This window comes from Edaphobacter sp. HDX4 (assembly GCF_036877565.1).
Lineage (GTDB): Bacteria > Acidobacteriota > Terriglobia > Terriglobales > Acidobacteriaceae > Edaphobacter.
In genome coordinates this window covers 193,835-209,647 of sequence record NZ_JAEDXW010000001.1, presented here as the reverse complement: position 1 = coordinate 209,647, position 15,813 = coordinate 193,835, and the positions used below count along the sequence as shown (strand labels likewise).

At 57.5% G+C, this 15,813-nt stretch carries 15 protein-coding genes; 11 read left to right on the top strand and 4 right to left on the bottom strand.

The annotated features are described in order from the left end of the window. Positions 1–150: 150 nt before the first annotated feature. Entirely contained in the window at positions 151–2,403 is a 2,253-nt protein-coding gene (locus JAO29_RS00835; RefSeq protein WP_334266272.1) for a transferrin receptor-like dimerization domain-containing protein, read from the bottom strand. A 393-nt stretch (positions 2,404–2,796) separates the two neighbouring features. Here JAO29_RS00835 and JAO29_RS00830 point away from each other — a divergent pair, with 393 nt between their 5' ends. Beyond that, positions 2,797–3,069 carry a hypothetical protein gene (locus tag JAO29_RS00830; RefSeq protein WP_334266271.1) on the top strand — a complete coding sequence of 91 codons (273 nt, stop codon included), beginning with the start codon at positions 2,797–2,799 and terminating at the stop codon, positions 3,067–3,069. Positions 3,070–3,313: 244 nt separating this feature from the next. Then, positions 3,314–4,750, top strand: a complete 1,437-nt coding sequence (locus JAO29_RS00825) for a two-component system sensor histidine kinase NtrB (protein ID WP_334266270.1) — start codon at positions 3,314–3,316, stop codon at positions 4,748–4,750. Positions 4,751–4,954: 204 nt separating this feature from the next. Here JAO29_RS00825 and JAO29_RS00820 read toward each other — a convergent pair whose 3' ends face one another. Together JAO29_RS00820 and JAO29_RS00815 are read right to left on the bottom strand one after the other, a co-directional pair. Beyond that, on the bottom strand, positions 4,955–5,872 hold the full coding sequence (locus JAO29_RS00820) for a DAPG hydrolase family protein (RefSeq protein ID WP_334266269.1): 918 nt from the start codon (positions 5,870–5,872) through the stop codon (positions 4,955–4,957). A gap of 479 nt (positions 5,873–6,351) precedes the next feature. Then, positions 6,352–7,257 (bottom strand): LysR family transcriptional regulator, encoded by a 906-nt coding sequence (locus JAO29_RS00815; RefSeq protein WP_334266268.1) that lies wholly within the window; start codon positions 7,255–7,257, stop codon positions 6,352–6,354. Between the two features lie 84 nt (positions 7,258–7,341). Between JAO29_RS00815 and JAO29_RS00810 the strand changes: the two genes are divergently transcribed. From JAO29_RS00810 to JAO29_RS00770, 9 genes are all read left to right on the top strand, one after another. After that, on the top strand, positions 7,342–8,100 hold the full coding sequence (locus JAO29_RS00810) for an SDR family oxidoreductase (protein WP_334266267.1): 759 nt from the start codon (positions 7,342–7,344) through the stop codon (positions 8,098–8,100). 70 nt (positions 8,101–8,170) lie between these two features. Next, positions 8,171–9,202, top strand: a complete 1,032-nt coding sequence (locus tag JAO29_RS00805) for an aldo/keto reductase (RefSeq protein WP_334266266.1) — start codon at positions 8,171–8,173, stop codon at positions 9,200–9,202. Between the two features lie 203 nt (positions 9,203–9,405). Continuing rightward, positions 9,406–10,014: a class I SAM-dependent methyltransferase gene (locus JAO29_RS00800; RefSeq protein WP_334266265.1), complete on the top strand. Its 609-nt coding sequence runs from the start codon at positions 9,406–9,408 to the stop codon at positions 10,012–10,014. 73 nt (positions 10,015–10,087) lie between these two features. Continuing rightward, the gene (locus JAO29_RS00795) at positions 10,088–10,570 is read left to right on the top strand and encodes a hypothetical protein (protein ID WP_334266264.1); all 483 of its coding nucleotides are present in this window, start codon (positions 10,088–10,090) and stop codon (positions 10,568–10,570) included. Between the two features lie 266 nt (positions 10,571–10,836). After that, the gene (locus JAO29_RS00790; protein ID WP_334266263.1) at positions 10,837–11,274 is read left to right on the top strand and encodes a VOC family protein; all 438 of its coding nucleotides are present in this window, start codon (positions 10,837–10,839) and stop codon (positions 11,272–11,274) included. Positions 11,275–11,857: 583 nt separating this feature from the next. Then, positions 11,858–12,418 carry a hypothetical protein gene (locus tag JAO29_RS00785; RefSeq protein WP_334266262.1) on the top strand — a complete coding sequence of 187 codons (561 nt, stop codon included), beginning with the start codon at positions 11,858–11,860 and terminating at the stop codon, positions 12,416–12,418. Beyond that, positions 12,418–13,023, top strand: coding sequence for a cation transporter (locus JAO29_RS00780; RefSeq protein ID WP_334266261.1), 606 nt, complete (start codon positions 12,418–12,420; stop codon positions 13,021–13,023). Before JAO29_RS00785 ends, JAO29_RS00780 begins: the two co-directional genes overlap by 1 nt. Before the next feature lie 37 nt (positions 13,024–13,060). Then, positions 13,061–13,570, top strand: coding sequence for a MerC domain-containing protein (locus JAO29_RS00775; protein WP_334266260.1), 510 nt, complete (start codon positions 13,061–13,063; stop codon positions 13,568–13,570). Positions 13,571–13,636: 66 nt separating this feature from the next. Further along, positions 13,637–14,458 (top strand): hypothetical protein, encoded by an 822-nt coding sequence (locus JAO29_RS00770; RefSeq protein WP_334266259.1) that lies wholly within the window; start codon positions 13,637–13,639, stop codon positions 14,456–14,458. 746 nt (positions 14,459–15,204) lie between these two features. Here the strand turns inward: JAO29_RS00770 and JAO29_RS00765 are convergent. Continuing rightward, positions 15,205–15,549 carry an STAS domain-containing protein gene (locus JAO29_RS00765; RefSeq protein WP_334266258.1) on the bottom strand — a complete coding sequence of 115 codons (345 nt, stop codon included), beginning with the start codon at positions 15,547–15,549 and terminating at the stop codon, positions 15,205–15,207. Positions 15,550–15,813: the final 264 nt, after the last annotated feature.

Sequence of the window (15,813 nt, the reverse complement as noted above, 5' to 3'; positions counted from 1 at the left end):
ATTTCCCGACCTATCCCATCCGCCGGAGGTGTCATCCTGAGCGGAGCATCCTGCAGCTTCACCGCAGGATGCGCAGTCGAAGGATCTGCGGTCTGCACGCCGAATGCAGGTGCCCCACATCTCGCTTCTGAGATGTGGGGCACCACACCCCTACTTTGTCGCAAGCTCCTTCGCGATCCCTTCCAGATGCTCCGCCTCTGCCTCCACCGCATTGGTCACAATTACCATCTGCTGCTTCGCCTCATCGAACCGTCCGTCCTCAATCGCCTCCGTTACACCCGGCATCGTCTTCGCCCCATAGCCCGTGTACCAGCCGGGGGCATACAGCACATGCTCTACCCATGGACGCCGCGGCAGCCCAGCCGGGTTCAGGAACTTGTGCTCCGCCATCGCCAGCTGCAGGTTGATCGTCTCAGCCTTCTTCGCGTCGAGCGGCCCGGCGGAATCCTCTGCCGCCTTCAGCTCATCCGCCGCCTTTGTCAGCTTCGCAATCGCCGCATCCAGCCCCGAAAAGTCGAAGTTCGGTGGATTTGGCAGAGCCTCCGGCAGCTTCACCGTCTTCGTCGGATCGGCAGCCAGCTTGTAATACCCCGCGTCAATATCCTTCTGCCGAGTCTCCGCAGCCTGCTGCATCTGCTTCACCAGCCCTTTTACCTCCCGCGAGTATCCCTGAACTGTCGTTGCCAGATCTCGGAAGTCGTACGGCAGCAGGTCGGCATCCGCCACTCGCATCACCAGCGTGCCCGCCGTATCGGCCATCGCCTTGCCGTAAAGCGAGTCCTTATCGCCGAAGTGCTCAATAAACCACGGCGTGTCGTATGCCGAGTGATACGTCCCGCTGCGGTCTTCGCCGCCGAACCCCAGGCTAATGCTCGTCACTCCCAGGTGATCCACAAAAGCCTGAAAGTCCGACCCCGATCCCAGTGCGCCGATAGGAATGATGTCAGCATCGCCGCCCTCTGCCTTCGCTCCAGCGCGCCTCGGACGCACTGCCCGCGCCGCCCTCTGCCGCTCCCATACGCTCGCCTTCGTCTCCGGGTCGGTCACATCGCGCGCCACATCATTGATGACGCGCTCCACCTGGTAGCTTCCACTCGCATTCAGAAATCCCCGGTTGCTCTCATCGCTGTTCACATACAGCACCGCGTGCTCGGTAAGCTCCTTCTGGTGCGTCTCGGCCCACTCGGTCGAACCCAGCAGGCCCGGCTCCTCGCCGTCCCACGCCGCATAGATCAGCGTGCGCTTCGGGCTCCATCCCTGCTTGTGCAACTCGCCCAGCGCCCGCGCCTCTTCCAGAAGTCCCGACTGGCCCGAGATAGGATCGTCCGCACCGTTCACCCAGCCGTCATAGTGATTCCCGCGAATAATCCACTGTTCCGGCGCAGTCGATCCCTTCATCGTCGCGATTACATCGAGCACCGGCTTCGTGTCCCAGTTGAACTTCAGGTCCATGTGGACCTGCGTCTTGCCCGACCCAAAGTGATACGCAAACGGCAGCCCGCCACGCCACGACGCCGGAACCACCTGCCCGTCCAGCGACTTCAGGAGCGGCTCCGCATCCCCATAGCCGATCGGCAGCACCGGGATCTTCATGATCGTCTGCGCCTCTTCGATCTTTAGGCGCTTCGTCCCCGGCACCGAACCCTCCCCCGGCGTCAGCGGGTCGCCCGAGTAAACCGGCGTGTCCGAAACGCTGCCCCTCTGCACACCCTGCGGTGGACGCATCGGTCCCTTCGGCAGAACATCGTCCTGGCCATATCCGTCGTCCGCCGGATCGCTGTAGATGATGCAGCCAATCGCTCCATGCTCGTACGCCAGCTTCGGCTTCAGCCCACGCCATCCGCCACCGTAGCGCGTAATCACAATCGCGCCTTTTACGGAGATGCCCTGCCGCTCCAGCTCTTCGTAGTCGTCCCGCATCCCGTAGTTCACATAGATCAGCGGCCCGGTCACATCTCCATCGGCGGAGTAGATGTTGTATCCCAGCAGCTGCGTCTTGGTCTCATGCGTGTAAGGGTCCTCGGCCAGTGGAGTCTCTTCCAGTTTCAGCCTGTACTTCGTCGGCGCGATCATCTCCACCATCTGCGACTTCGGCGTGGGATACAGCACGTCGAACTGCTCAATCTTCGCGTCCCATCCCCACTCCTTGTAGTTCGCCACCAGCCACTCGGCGTTCTTCCGCTGCGCCTCCGAGCCCACGTTATGCGGATGCGCCGCCAGAACCTTCATGTTCTCGTGCGCTCGCGCCGCCTCCGGGATCGCCCTGAAGCGCTTCTCCAGATCCAGCTCCTTCGACGAATCGGCAGCTGTATAACCCGGCAGGGTTTTGCTTGCAGGCTGTTGGGCGAAGCCCTGCGAAAGAAGAAGAGTAAACAAAAGAGAAAGGGCGGCAATCTGTCGCAACGATAGTTCTCCTTACAAAATTCCAGAGATAGAAACGATGGGTATGGTCCAGTCTCTAACAAAACTGACCGCAGGCTATAGAAAAATCAGGGATCTGTTACGAAGATACGATCGACAACCGCTTAACGACGCACCCGCTCTAAAAAGCGCGGCCCAAAGACTCTCCTGCCGTGCTTGCGCAGAATGAGAGTCTTACGATGACGCCACAGAAAAATAACGTTGTCATCCTGAGCGAACCAGCATTCCCCGGATCCCCACACTCTGAAGGTGTCCTCCTGAGCGAAGCGCAGCGCAGTCGAAGGATCTGCGGTTCCATATCGTCCCGTCCAGACCGCCATACGCGCTAACCCGCAACCCTGCTCCGGCATCCCACACTATCGGAGGTTTAAAACCATGCGTCACAATCTTCTGCCCATCATGGCTCTAACCTTGGCCCTCGCCGCCCCTGTGCTGCCGGCCTACTCCCAGAACGAATCGCAAAATACCAACCAGGAGATGACCAAGCAGCAGAAAAAGGAGCTTAAACAGCAGGAGAAGGCCAATAAGGCACAGGCCAAGGCCGACAAGGCCAAGCGTAAAGCCCTCGATACTGACGAACAGAAGAAGGCTGACAAAGCTCAGGACAAGGCGAACCGGCAAGCCGAGAAGTCCACAAATCCCCAGTAAGACGGGAAGAACATCCGATCCTCGCACATTCAGACGTCGACATCCCCACTTGGCGAGAGCCTGACGGAAACAAACCATCACCCGCGACGCGCATCTTAGACTGCAGCCGGTCTAAATAAGGAGTTTGTGTCAGTAGGAGATGGAACAGTCCAATTTGTCTGAAGTCATTGCCCAGACGGATGCAGGGTATCAAGAGATCAGCGCCTCACCGATCGGGCGGATCGGCATTCTCATAGATGACGCTATGAACAGACGCCTCGTCGAGAGTGCCTCTGTCCATCTTGATCTGGTGCCAGTGATGCTCACCGGCCAGCGTCTAGAACCCAGTGCGCTCGCCGATCTCGAGATGATCGTCATCGACGTCGATCGCTTGGAAGAGATTCGTTCACTGATCTCTTCGCGAGGCGAGGATCTCAGCGATGGCGTTCTTCCCGCCGTGATCCTTGCCACTCTGCCGGACGACCCCTCGGCTCAGGGTACCGACTCCTTCGACGCCGTCCTGGCCTTTCCTATGACTCCCGCGCAGATCTCCGCGCAGCTCAGTGTCATCCTCCTCGCCCACCGCGCCTTCGCGCGCCGGTACCACTCCGCCCTCGAGGAGCTTCACCTCAATCGCCGCATCTTCCGTTCTGTTACCAGCGGGATCTCCGTTGCCAGCGCCACCAGGCCGGATCTGCCTCTCATATACGTCAATCCGGCCTTTGAGGTCATGACCGGATACCGCCTTGAAGAGATCGCCGGACTAAACTGCAGATTCCTGCAGGGCGAAGAACGCGATCAGCCCGCCCTCACGGTGCTTCGAGAGGCCATCCTCGCCGAACGCGAAGTTGTCGTCATTCTCAAAAACTTCCGCAAGGATGGCACGTTCTTCTGGAACGAGCTCTCGCTCTCCCCCATCCGGAATCGCGACGGCGAACTGACTCACTTCGTTGGCATCCAGACCGACGTCACCGCCCGCGTGGAGTTCGAAGCTGCTCTTCGTGAGAGCGAGAAACTCGCAGCCGTAGGACGTCTCGCCTCCTCCATCGCTCACGAAATCAACAATCCCCTCGAGTCCATCGTTAACCTCGTCTATCTCGCGCAACGTTCGGATAACCTGCTCGAGGCCAGGAACTACCTTCAGACCGCGGACCGCGAACTGCAACGCGTCAAGCTCATCACCTCACAGTCGCTTCGCTTTTATAAGCAGTCCACCAAGCCTCAGGCTATCAATCTCTCCGATCTCATCGACTCCGTGCTTGACGTCTACAGCGCGCGTCTCAGCGCCCGTGGCGTCACAATCGAGCGGCGTGAGCGGACCACCCAATCTATCGTCTGCATGGAAAGCGAGATCCGGCAGGTTCTCAACAACCTGGTCAGCAACGCCATGGATGCCCTCAGGGGACATCACGGCAGGTTGCTCATTCGCACTCGCGAAGCCACCGAGTGGAGAAGCAACGTCAAAGGAATCGCCATCTCCGTCTCCGACACAGGAAGCGGGATAGATCCCAGCGAGATTCAAAGCATCTACAAAGCCTTTTACACAACCAAAGGTCTGCGTGGGACGGGTCTGGGCCTTTGGATCAGCAGCGAGATCGTCGACCGCCACCAAGGCCGCCTCCTCGTTCGAAGCAGTCAGAGGGAATCAAGATCCGGCACTACCTTCACGCTCTTCCTGCCCTTCCAGGCTCTTCCCTCCTGAATCTCTTCCCTGGAATCGGCAGGTTCGGAGTACGGACTGCCCGGCATAGCCTCCGGAACGAGACAAACTCCACAAAAGAGAGAAGGGGCGTGAGTGTACCGACAATGAGTGCTAAGCCCTGTTGTCGCCATTCCGGGCAACCGTGGAACATTCCTAAACACTAGCCGGCTTCCCATTACCGATCAGCGGTGAATCCGGTGAACGCTACATCCTGCTGTCCGGGGCGAACTCCTCGTAGAGCCGCGGCAGAAACGATGCCAAATGGTTCATTTCCTGCGCGCAGTGGTACAGCATGGCGGGGCCTGCTTCGTAAAGTTTCGACGGCTTGCTGCGGTTCATTACCAGACCCGCCAGACTGTTGATGCCAGACAGCGTCATGAATTTGCCAGCCGTGCTGGTAACAGAGCCAGAGGGCAGTGGGAGCACGCGCACATCGTTTGCAACGAAGCGGCTGCGCATTTCGCAACCGGCCCGGGTTTCTCGCACCTGGTGAACTATCCAGGCAGCGGCAAGGGGCATGGTGGAAGCGCCTCCACGAGCTGCAATGATGGTGCTCCCCGGCTTGCTGGGCGCGAACCCAAGCTTTTCCGGGTCGAAAAAGCTTGCCCGCAGCTGACTTTTTTCGGCGCCAATGTATTCGTCGATGATGCAGCAATTGCCCCTGCCGCGTTGGCGATCGCTCAAACCGCTGATCTGGCTTCGGTCCTCGGTGTAGGCGGCATACAGATGTGCTTCCGGATGCCACAGTTTGTAGCGGGCGGGCTCTACGGCATGCCACCACATCCACCAGTCCCACATTTCACCGGTCACGCCGGGCATGTCAGTCAGCACGGCGATGACTACGTGCCCATCATCGTTCAAGGTGTAGCCGGTTTCCATCGGCAGGTACCCGGGCCGTGAGAGCTCATCGGCCAACGTCGACAATCGCACACCATATGCTCCGGCGGCTGGACCTGCCACCAGCGCATCCTTGAAATGCTCCTGGACGGGCAATGCCCGCTCGGAGAAGTAGTGTGCGTAGGGCTTCTTATAGTCCTCTTCCCGATATCCAAGATACCGGGGCTCGCTTGCATAGGAGGCCGGCACGTCCGCCACATCGGCCTTCGTCAACTGATATTTCATAAAAGACCTCTCTTATGTTTGCAGTCCAAAATGGATCGGGGTAGGAGCCGTGAGATCAAAGACCGAGCCTATCTTATGGTGCAAATAGTACCGTACGGTACTATAGAATGGATGAAGACGATTTGCCTTGGATTCATGAAAAAACGAAATTTTGCAGAACAATAGAACAGAAAAGTCATCGAGGAAGCGGCTTTCCATGCGCTTTTCACTCCTCGTCGTTTCCAACGCTCTGCACTGCCACAGCGAAGCGACCTAAATCACGCATAGCTGACGAACTGAGCCTGATAGAGAGGCGACTCCTGCTCAATGAGTGACTTGGCCTGAAGTTGCCAGTTGACACGAAAGCTGATCACTGGCCGACTTCTCAAATACCGATCACTTCAATCGACTGGACCACCTTGGCAAACTCTCGGGCGGAAGACGCGCTTCTTCGTAAACGGCCGGCGATCATTCTAGAGCAATCTGGGGTTTCTAAGTTGCTACCGAACGGGAACTTGGAAGATCTGGCGCACTGTCTCTCGAATCCAGGTGTGCAACAGATCGCTATCGAAGCGCGGGTGCCACACCATGGAATACCGGATGCGAGGAAGCTCTTTCGGCGCTTTCAGCAGTGGGAAATCGATTGCCGTCAATGTCGGTTCTGCAATTCGTGCAGGCATCGTCAGTACCAGATCCGTTGCCTCAAGCACTCTGATTGCGGCCTGGAAATAGGGAAGATGAACAGCTACGAGTCGTCGCAATCCAGTTTCAGCAAGTGAGCGATCAATCAGATTCTGGTGATTCGGTTGTGTCTCTATCGCGACATGACGGAAGCTGAGGTACTCCTTCATAGCGATCGCGCCTTTGCCGCGCTTGAGCTTCCGGCCAGCCACACAAACGAAACTATCTTCGAATAAAGGCTCAAACCGGAACGTTGCGGGCGCTGCAAGCGGACTTAGGATGAGTTGCGTCGCCAGACTGTCTTCATGAGTTCGCTCGTGCCAGGGAACGACCTCAAGAGTAATGCCCGGCGCGAGCCGTCCGAGAATCTCGGCAAGTTGCGGCAGAACGACACTACTGGCATCGTCGGTCATGGCCAGACGAATCTTCGCCTCGCTCTGTGCGGGCGAAAAAGGTTCTCCCTCCCACAGACGTGCCAACCGGGGCATAATCTGCCCCAATTCACTCATGAGGGCGGTTCCCCGCGGAGTTAACTCGTAGTTGCGTCCGACTCGCACGAGCAGTTCGTCCCCTAGCTCCGAACGGAGGCGATCCAGCGCGCGGCTCATGGCGGATTGACTCAGATGGATGCGCTTCGCAGCGCGCGTCACATTGCGCTCATGCAAAAGGGCTTTGAGAGGGATCAAAAGGTTCAGATCGATGTTTCGGAATTGTACTTCGCTCATGCTTGAGGCGCATACCTTCCATTCCAACAATGCATGGTGCGACTACATCCCCAGAATACTCCAATGGGAAAAGGAGAAATGTCCATGCAAGACAAACCCGTAGCTCTGGTTACTGGAGCCAATCAAGGAATCGGCCTTCAAATCGCAAAGGATCTCGTGGCGCATGGCTTCACGGTGCTGGTTGGGTCGCGCGATTTCGAGCGCGGTGAGGCCGCAGCCAGGGAGGTTGGGCAGGACGCCCACGCCCTCCAACTCGACGTGACGGATCAGGCGTCGATCACCGCCGCGGCGAAGCGCGTCCAGAGTGAATTCAGTCGCCTCGATGTGCTCATACAGAATGCTGCGATCTCGAATACGAACAAACTGCCCGGCCAGACCGTCGCGGAGTATGCAGCCACCACTCGCCCGAGCAACGTGTCCCTTGATGAGATGCGCGCGGTGTGGGACACCAACGTGTTCGGCGTCCTCGCCGTCTACCAGGCGATGTTGCCGCTCCTGCGCCAGACCCCGGGCGCCCGCATCGTCAATGTATCGAGCGGTGTTGGTTCGCTCACGACGAATTCGGATCCAGCCTTTCCATGGCGTTCGATCTTCGGTCCTGTCTACCCGGCGTCCAAGACTGCGCTCAACGCTTTGACGGTTGCCATGGCGCTCGAGCTGGAGCCGGAAGGAATCAAGGTTAACGCCGTCTCACCGGGTTTCACCAAAACGAACCTCAACGGATATGCGGGCACGGAGACCGTCGAGCAGGGCGCCGCAGAGGCAGTGCGCGTTGCGCTGCTCGGCCCGGATAGTCCAACGGGTACGTTCACCCGCTGGGAAGGCGAAACGATCCCGTGGTGACAAGAAATCCCAACCATCGAATCGTTAACTGCCGCTTTGGCCACACACCGACAGACGAAGGGACACAGCCATGAAATACCGCACGCTGGGCCGGACCGGCATCAAGGTCAGCCATTATTGCTTGGGCGCGATGATGTTCGGCGGCATTGCCAACGCCGATCACGACGACTGCATTCGCATCATCCACAGGGCCTTGGACTTCGGCATCAACTTCGTCGACACCGCCGATAGGTATAGCAACGGCGAGTCGGAGGAGATCGTCGGAAAGGCGCTGAAGGGCCGTCGCCAAAATATTGTGCTCGCCACGAAGGTGAACGGCGCAATGGGCGAGGATCCGAACCAGCAGGGCAATTCGCGCCGCTGGATCACCCAAGCGGTGGAGGCGTCGCTGCGCCGTCTTCAGACCGACCATATCGACCTTTACCAGATCCACAGGCCTTCGCCCGACACGGACATCGAGGAGACGCTGTCGGTGCTTACGGACCTTATGCGTGCGGGCAAGGTGCGCGCCATCGGGTCATCGACTTTTCCCGCTTCCGAGATCGTGGAGGCGCAAGGGGTGGCGGAGCGCCGGGGCCTGGCCCGTTTCCGCACTGAGCAGCCACCCTATTCGATCCTCAATCGCAGCATCGAGCAGGAGGTTCTGCCCGTCTGCCAGAAGTATGGGATGGGCGCGCTGGTCTGGAGCCCGTTGGCAAAGGGCATGCTCACCGGCCGCTACCGCAAGGGCCAGGCGCTGCCGGAAAGCCTGCGCGTCAAGGTGTTTCCCAAACAAATGTCCGATGAACGCAATCTGGACGCGGTCGAGCGGCTCATCCCCATCGCGGAGCAGGCGGGGCTGTCGCTGACGCACATGGCGATGGCCTTTGTGATGGCCCACCCCGGCGTGACCTCAGCGATCCTCGGCCCCCGCACGATGCAGCAACTGGACGATCTGCTCGCCGGCGCAGAAGTCGTCCTCGACGACGAAATCCTGGACCGGATCGACGAGGTTGTTGCGCCCGGAACCGACGCCGGACCGATGGGCGCACTCTATGCACCGCCGGCGGTGACTCAGGCGAGCTTGCGCCGCCGTACGCTACAAGATCGGGCCGCAGCCTGACCGAAGCGCCGGGACATGGGCTTTGGCCGCCCAGTTCCGGCCCGGGCTTCAGCGATTCTCCGACTTCCGCGGCAGACTACCTCAATGAGCACATCATCGCCTATGTGCTTATTGACGAACGAACGATCCTGATAAGTCGCCTTATGGGAAGCGATCGATGCCACCCGCCAAGGCAAACAATTCGCAAGCTGAGATGATGAAGCATGGCCTTAACCATTCAAGAGCAATTTGGACAGATTGACATCTATGTTTTCGATCAGATCCTGCGAGGGAACATTACGCCTGGGATGCGTGTTCTTGATGCCGGATGTGGGTATGGGAGAAATCTGGTACACCTGCTGCGCGAACGTTGCGAGGTCTTTGCACTCGATCTCGACAGCAATGGCGTTGAGCATGTACGACAGCTTTCCGCTTCGCTCGGAACCGGACTCCCGTCAGACAACTTTCAGGTTGGGCGCATTGAACGGATGCCCTTCCCGGACGCCTTTGCCGATGTTGTGATTTGTAATTCGGTACTTCACTTCGCTCGAGATGAGGAGCACTTCAGCTCGATGCTGACAGAGTTATGGAGAGTTCTAAGACCCGGAGGAATGCTGTTCTGTCGCCTGGGCTCGAGGATCGGCATGGAGTTCGAGCGAGTACCGGGCGGCCGGTTTGTGATTGGCGATGGTTCGGTGTGGTTCCTGGTAGATGAAGAGATGCTCATGGAGTACACCGAGAAGATGAATAGCATACTTGTGGATCCTTTGAAGACCACCATCGTGCAGGACTACCGCTGCATGACGACTTGGGTTCTGCGGAAACGGCTATAGACACGTCTCTCTTCTCACAACGGCGTTTATCGTTACTCACAGCATTGCAATCCGATGCGGGAAGGAGACCTCTGTGAAAAAGTTCCGTTTTGTGATCTTGGCCTTAGTCGCCACTGCAGGAGCAATAGGTGATGCCCAAACCTTACATGTCAGATTGTTGAACGGAAGTAGTGGGAAGCCTATTTCGAATACATATGTCAATGTCTGGGTTGGCAATCAACGAAAAGAAGCCCTTTCCATTCCTATCGACAGCAGTGGGAATGGTGTCCTAAGGTTGACAGGTGGTGCGGCAGATGAAGGTTTACAGGCGGAGTCGGCTCACTCGCCAACCTTTCCTTTCGCTCCGGAGATCAAGGTTCAGGCAGGTTTCGTCCTCTGCCAAGTTAAGCAACAGAAGTACTCGTGGCTGCATATCACGCCATACTCGACCGAAGATTGGGTCCGCACCGGCATTGTGACCGCAAATACCTGCGGCAAAGCAGTAGCGAAGCCTGAACCAGGAATACTCACAATTTTTGTAAGGCCCTTGAGATTTTGGGAAAAGCTGAGCGAATAGCTCGAGTCGGTAAGTTGCCGGATTGCTCTGCGAGTCAGCCCTGACAAGTCAGGGTGGAACGCCAGTCAGTGAAGACCCGGTTCCAGTCCGATATGGTCATTGACTGCGTTTCGGAGCCGCTGCTTGCACCCAAGGCTTCCGAATTGCTCGTGATCCGCTCCAAGAGAGCGATTCGGGAGCGATCTGGCAGGCTCCGCGCCGCTCGTGCTTTGGCGTTGTGGGAGGGCTCATTGTTAGAACGAGACGACACCTTTTAGACTCGACACATGGCCATCAAACGGATGGACAACATAGGAATCGTCGTCGATAACCTCGAAGGAACAATTGATTTCTTTCGAGAACTCGGCCTCGAGCTCGAAGGGCGGGCCACGATCGAAGGAGAATGGGCAGGACGGGTCACCGGACTGGGCGATCAGCGCGTCGAGATCGCCATGATGCGCACGCCGGACGGCCACAGCCGTCTCGAGCTCTCCCGCTTCCTCACGCCACCTGTCGTCGCGGATCACCGCAACGCCCCGGTGAACGCCCTGGGCTACCTCCGCGTCATGTTCGCCGTGGACGATATCGACGACACGCTTGAAAGACTTCGCAAGCGCGGCGCGCAGCTCGTAGGCGAGGTAATCCAGTATCAGGACTCCTATCGGCTCTGCTACATCCGCGGGCCTGAAGAGCTTCTCATCGGACTCGCGCAAGAACTCAGCTGAGCGCAATACGAAACCGATGAAGTACAGCGACCAATGTCAGCGAGCGCGTCTCACAAAAGTGAGTTTGTAATGGCAGGTAGCAACCACCAGTGGCGATAACGGCGTTTCTCGGTACCGAAAATGGTCCCGCCAGTCCGACTGGACGGCGGAATTCCCATCTCACTCAACGTCGTATATTCTCCGAAGGTGTCCACGCATCACACATCACGAACCCTTTTCCTGGTGTGGCTGCTGTGCGCGATTCTGGCATGTCTCACTGTGGATCCGCCGTATTGCGAGGCATGTGACCGTATCTCTCTCGTTCGCTCGTCCTCCCAGGCCCTCGTTCACCATCACGTCCCTGTAACGCCGGACAGTTGCAATGGCCTCTGCGGCTGCTGTGGGCTCCATGCACTGTTGACCACGGGTTCCGCTCTTAGATGTGTAGAGGCCGTTCCCGCGGAAGAGCCTCCACAGGCGTTAGTCCCCCCTGTGGGGCAGCGCTCCTTTGTTTTTCGACCACCTCGCATCGCTCTCCTCTCGTAGTTTGTCGGGCTCCGTGCTGACCTGCGCGGACAAGTACAACCCACCCTGGAGATCCCTTATGCGACTGTCTACCTTCACGCGCCTAGCAGCGTGCTTATGCCTGTGTCTGTCCTTGCCTCTTCGCGGGCAGACCTCTCCCAAAGACATCTCTTTCCACGCTTCCCGGATCGACGATGATCCGAAAGTGATACTCGAGCTCGGCGCGGCTTCGAACTGGACCACTTCAGGAGGTGCTGCGACGTTCGCGCCCAGCTTAGCTGCCGAAACCACCCCCATCGAGAACTGGCTTGAACTGGAAGCCGGAATCACCCCTTTCTACACTCGAAACTCGACGGAATGGGATGCCGACTTTCTCTTCAAGAAACCCTGGACCCTCACGAACAAAGCCGAGTTCATGATCGGCGTCGGACCGGGATGGGCTCGTCTCACACAGAATGGAAAAACGAGGGATTCGTTCTCGGGGGAGGTCGCGGTAGACTTTATGTTCTGGCCGACTGGCAGACATCGCTTCGGCTGGTTTCTGGAACCGGCGTACGAGTACAGCTTCGCGGCGGGTCATCAGAAATCGATTGCCTTAACCGCTGGCCTGCTGATCGGCTTGGCACGGAGGCATCAGTAATGGAAACGATCTCGATCCCAGGTGGTGCTGACAGGCGCGTCCTGTTTCTCCAATGGGCGACTCTAAGCTGGATGACTGTGGAGTGTTCCGTTGCGTTAACCGCCGCATGGAAGGCGAGAAGTGTGTCGCTTCTGGCCTTCGGCTCTGACAGCCTTATCGAATTCATCTCTGCCTCGGTGGTGCTCCTGCAGTTTGCGCCTCAGTGGCGTATCTCGCAGGTGCGAGCGGCCAAGCTTTGCGGGCTCTTGCTCTACGGTCTTGCAGTAATCGTGACGTTGATAGCATTCCTTGGGCTGTTTAGGCATGCCGAGGCGGATACAAGTCGCCTCGGCATAGCCATCACAACAGGAGCACTGCTGCTCATGCCCATCCTCGCACGCATGAAACGTCAAGAAGCGGAGCGTATCGGGAACAGCGCATTGCGTGCCGATGCGGTGCAATCGGCAACCTGCGCTTACCTCGCTGCGCTTACTCTCGGTGGTCTGCTTTTACGGTCGATCTTCAGCCTGCATTGGGTTGATTCAGTCGCGGCCCTCGCTGCTGTGCCGATCCTGATTATGGAGGCGAAGAGAGCCAGACACGGGCACGCCTGCGGTTGTTGCTGATTGCAAATGCGGACCAGTTCGCAATAGTCTGATCAGGATGACTCCTGCTATCACAGATGCTACGACCGGCTCGCGTCAGTGGGCCGACAGGATGGGTGTTTGGACATCGGCGCTTTGCGTCGTTCACTGCCTGCTCACGCCCTTGCTGCTTTCGTTCTCCGCAGTCCTGGCGCACTTCCTGTCTGCGGAAGAACGTGTCCACCGCACACTGGCTTTGCTGGTTGCGCTCTTTGGCACAGTTGCGTTGCTCCTCGGATTCCGCAAACACCGTCGCACCACCGTGCTCTTCCTCATGCTTACCGGTCTCAGTTGCATTGCCGGAGCAGCCTGGTTCGGAGACAAGCTTCCTTCCCACGCGGTGGAGGTCGCGATCACCTTCTGCGGAAGTGGACTCATGATTGCCGCTCATCGCCTAAACCACACGTTTTGCCAATCCTGTGAGTGCACCAGCGGCTTACGGGGTGATGCTCACACCTTGATTGGCAACGGTAAGTTGGCTTCTCGTCAGCAATATCCTGCTTCCGGAAAACGCGTTTATGAGGACTGATCCCTGACTCGCAAATCTCGTCATCAGCCCGGATGCCGAACTAGGCGTCGCGCGGTAGCATATGTCATGCGCCGTTCTGTCATGATCGCTATTCTCGGGATTTCGTGCGTCTCCTCGTACAGTCAATCTGTGAAGGTAACTCCAAAGACTGCAAAATCGCCTAGTGATGCCGAGGCCCTGCTCGCAAAAACTAAGGCGCTCTATGACACACCTTTCCAGATGGGTCTCATTAGCTTCTCTTGTGCGATTGACTTCGACTTTGCTGAACATCTCAAGAGCAACTTTGGTGACGCGGCTCGAACCGACAGTCCGATCGCACAACTTCTAGAGCCGATTAGATATCGAGTGTTTGTTGATCATTCGGGTGCGACCCTCTCAGTTCAGCCCAAGCTTCCAGACTTCAGCCAATTACCCGTCGCTGCGCAGCTTGAAGAGTCGAACCGCTCTCTCATGCAAACGGGTCTTAGCAACTGGGTGCCATACGCCTATGGAGAGGTGCTTCCTATTGCACCAACCAACTATCAATTTGAAAAGACGGCAACTGGCTACAACCTCTCGATGGATGGTAGGGGCATAACGGGCAAACTCATTCTTGACCACGATCTGCACCTTTTGAGCGGCACTATCGATACGTCGCAGCACATAGAAATCACGACCAACTTTGCGGATGCGCCAAACGGTCTGGTTCTGGCCGCGTCCTCCACGAATACGGACCACGCAGGAGTTGCCCGCTTCACCTACACATACCAGGTCGTCGACGGATTTCAGCTTCCACAGCACGTGGAGGTGGCCTCAGAACAAAACAAGATGAGGTTGAACTACACACTGACGGACTGCAAGACGCAACACGGAACCGTTGTCCATGTAGCGCCACCAGCTAAACCCTAACTAGATGTTTCTAAGTGGTCGGTTCGCCCGTCGTCCTTCGTGCTGTATCGAACGGCCCTGCCTCGATCAAGCAGGAACGGATTAGTAACGGGAAGTCGGCTTCTCGTCAGCGATATACTGCTTCCGGAAACGGCATTTATCAGGAGCGATCCGCTCAGCCATCAGGCCTTAGGTCGATAGGTGGCGGTTGGTGCTTCTTATACACCGTACCGTGCTGCATACTCTGATCGCAAGGCGTTCTGATACCAACCGGTGAAGCTGTCGAAGCTCCCAGTCACTCGGTACGAATCAGGGTCTAACGTAACCAACAGATCTCGGTCCATCGATGAAGCAGACACGTACCCACCGACATGGAAGATGAGAAGCCTATGCGGCAAGCCTTTGCTCCAGTGGTATTCGTTCATCTTGAGAACACTGTCGGTTTCATCAACTACGAGAGGCCCTAGCAACGTTTCTGATTCGAAGATGTCGCCCCCTCCCGTCCTGCGCCAGAAGTCAACCAAACCGGGATGAGCACGAAACGGAAGCTTTGCCAACCAACCCTCGAATAGGGTCAGATCGATCCCGAACCACCGGAATAGGTCCGGGCGGCTGATTGCATCTTCGTAGATGGTCGGGGTCCGCATCTGCTCGTACTTAGAAGCTTAGTCCTCATAAGTCGGCTTGTGGGAATTGATCTGCGCCTTTCCGAATCTTCAGCGGAATGGGAAGCCGCTCTTCTGGCCTTCCGTTCGGCTGGAAGAACGTTACAGGCTTGCCTCTGCCTCTTCCACCGTGTTGTAGTTCTTCAGCACACCGTCGACCTTTGTCATCTCCAGTAAGGCGCGAATCCGCGCGCTCGTCCCTGCAAGTACCAGCTTTCTCCCGTTGTGCTCTGCCGATACATAGGTGTTCATGACCAGTCCCAGCCCGGCTGAGTCCATGTAAGGAGAATCGCTCAGGTCGACGATCAGAAATTGCGGCTTCATCGTTCGCAGCTCGTCTTGTAGAGCAAACATACTCGACAGCGTCAATGGTCCGTCGAGCTTCAAGATAGTCGTTCCATCCTGCTGACCAGGGGTAAAGCTGTACTTCAAAGGTTCATTGTGCATATCTGAAAGTCTAGGGAGCCGGGCATCACCAAATGTTAAGTCTCTATGAATGTGCTGCACGAATGAGATATCTTGCCCCCGACCGCCTGGTGATCGCCCGTTCCCCCACGGCACCGAAGCTCGCGCACAAACCCGCAAACGGGATTTTGAGAGAAGTAAAGAATCCTTGTATCGCGTCTGAGCCGTCACGATCTGTCCGTATTGACCGTCTCGGCGGGCGCCGACACGGCTGAGCCTCGCAACTTGTGAATTCCTGTCAAGCCC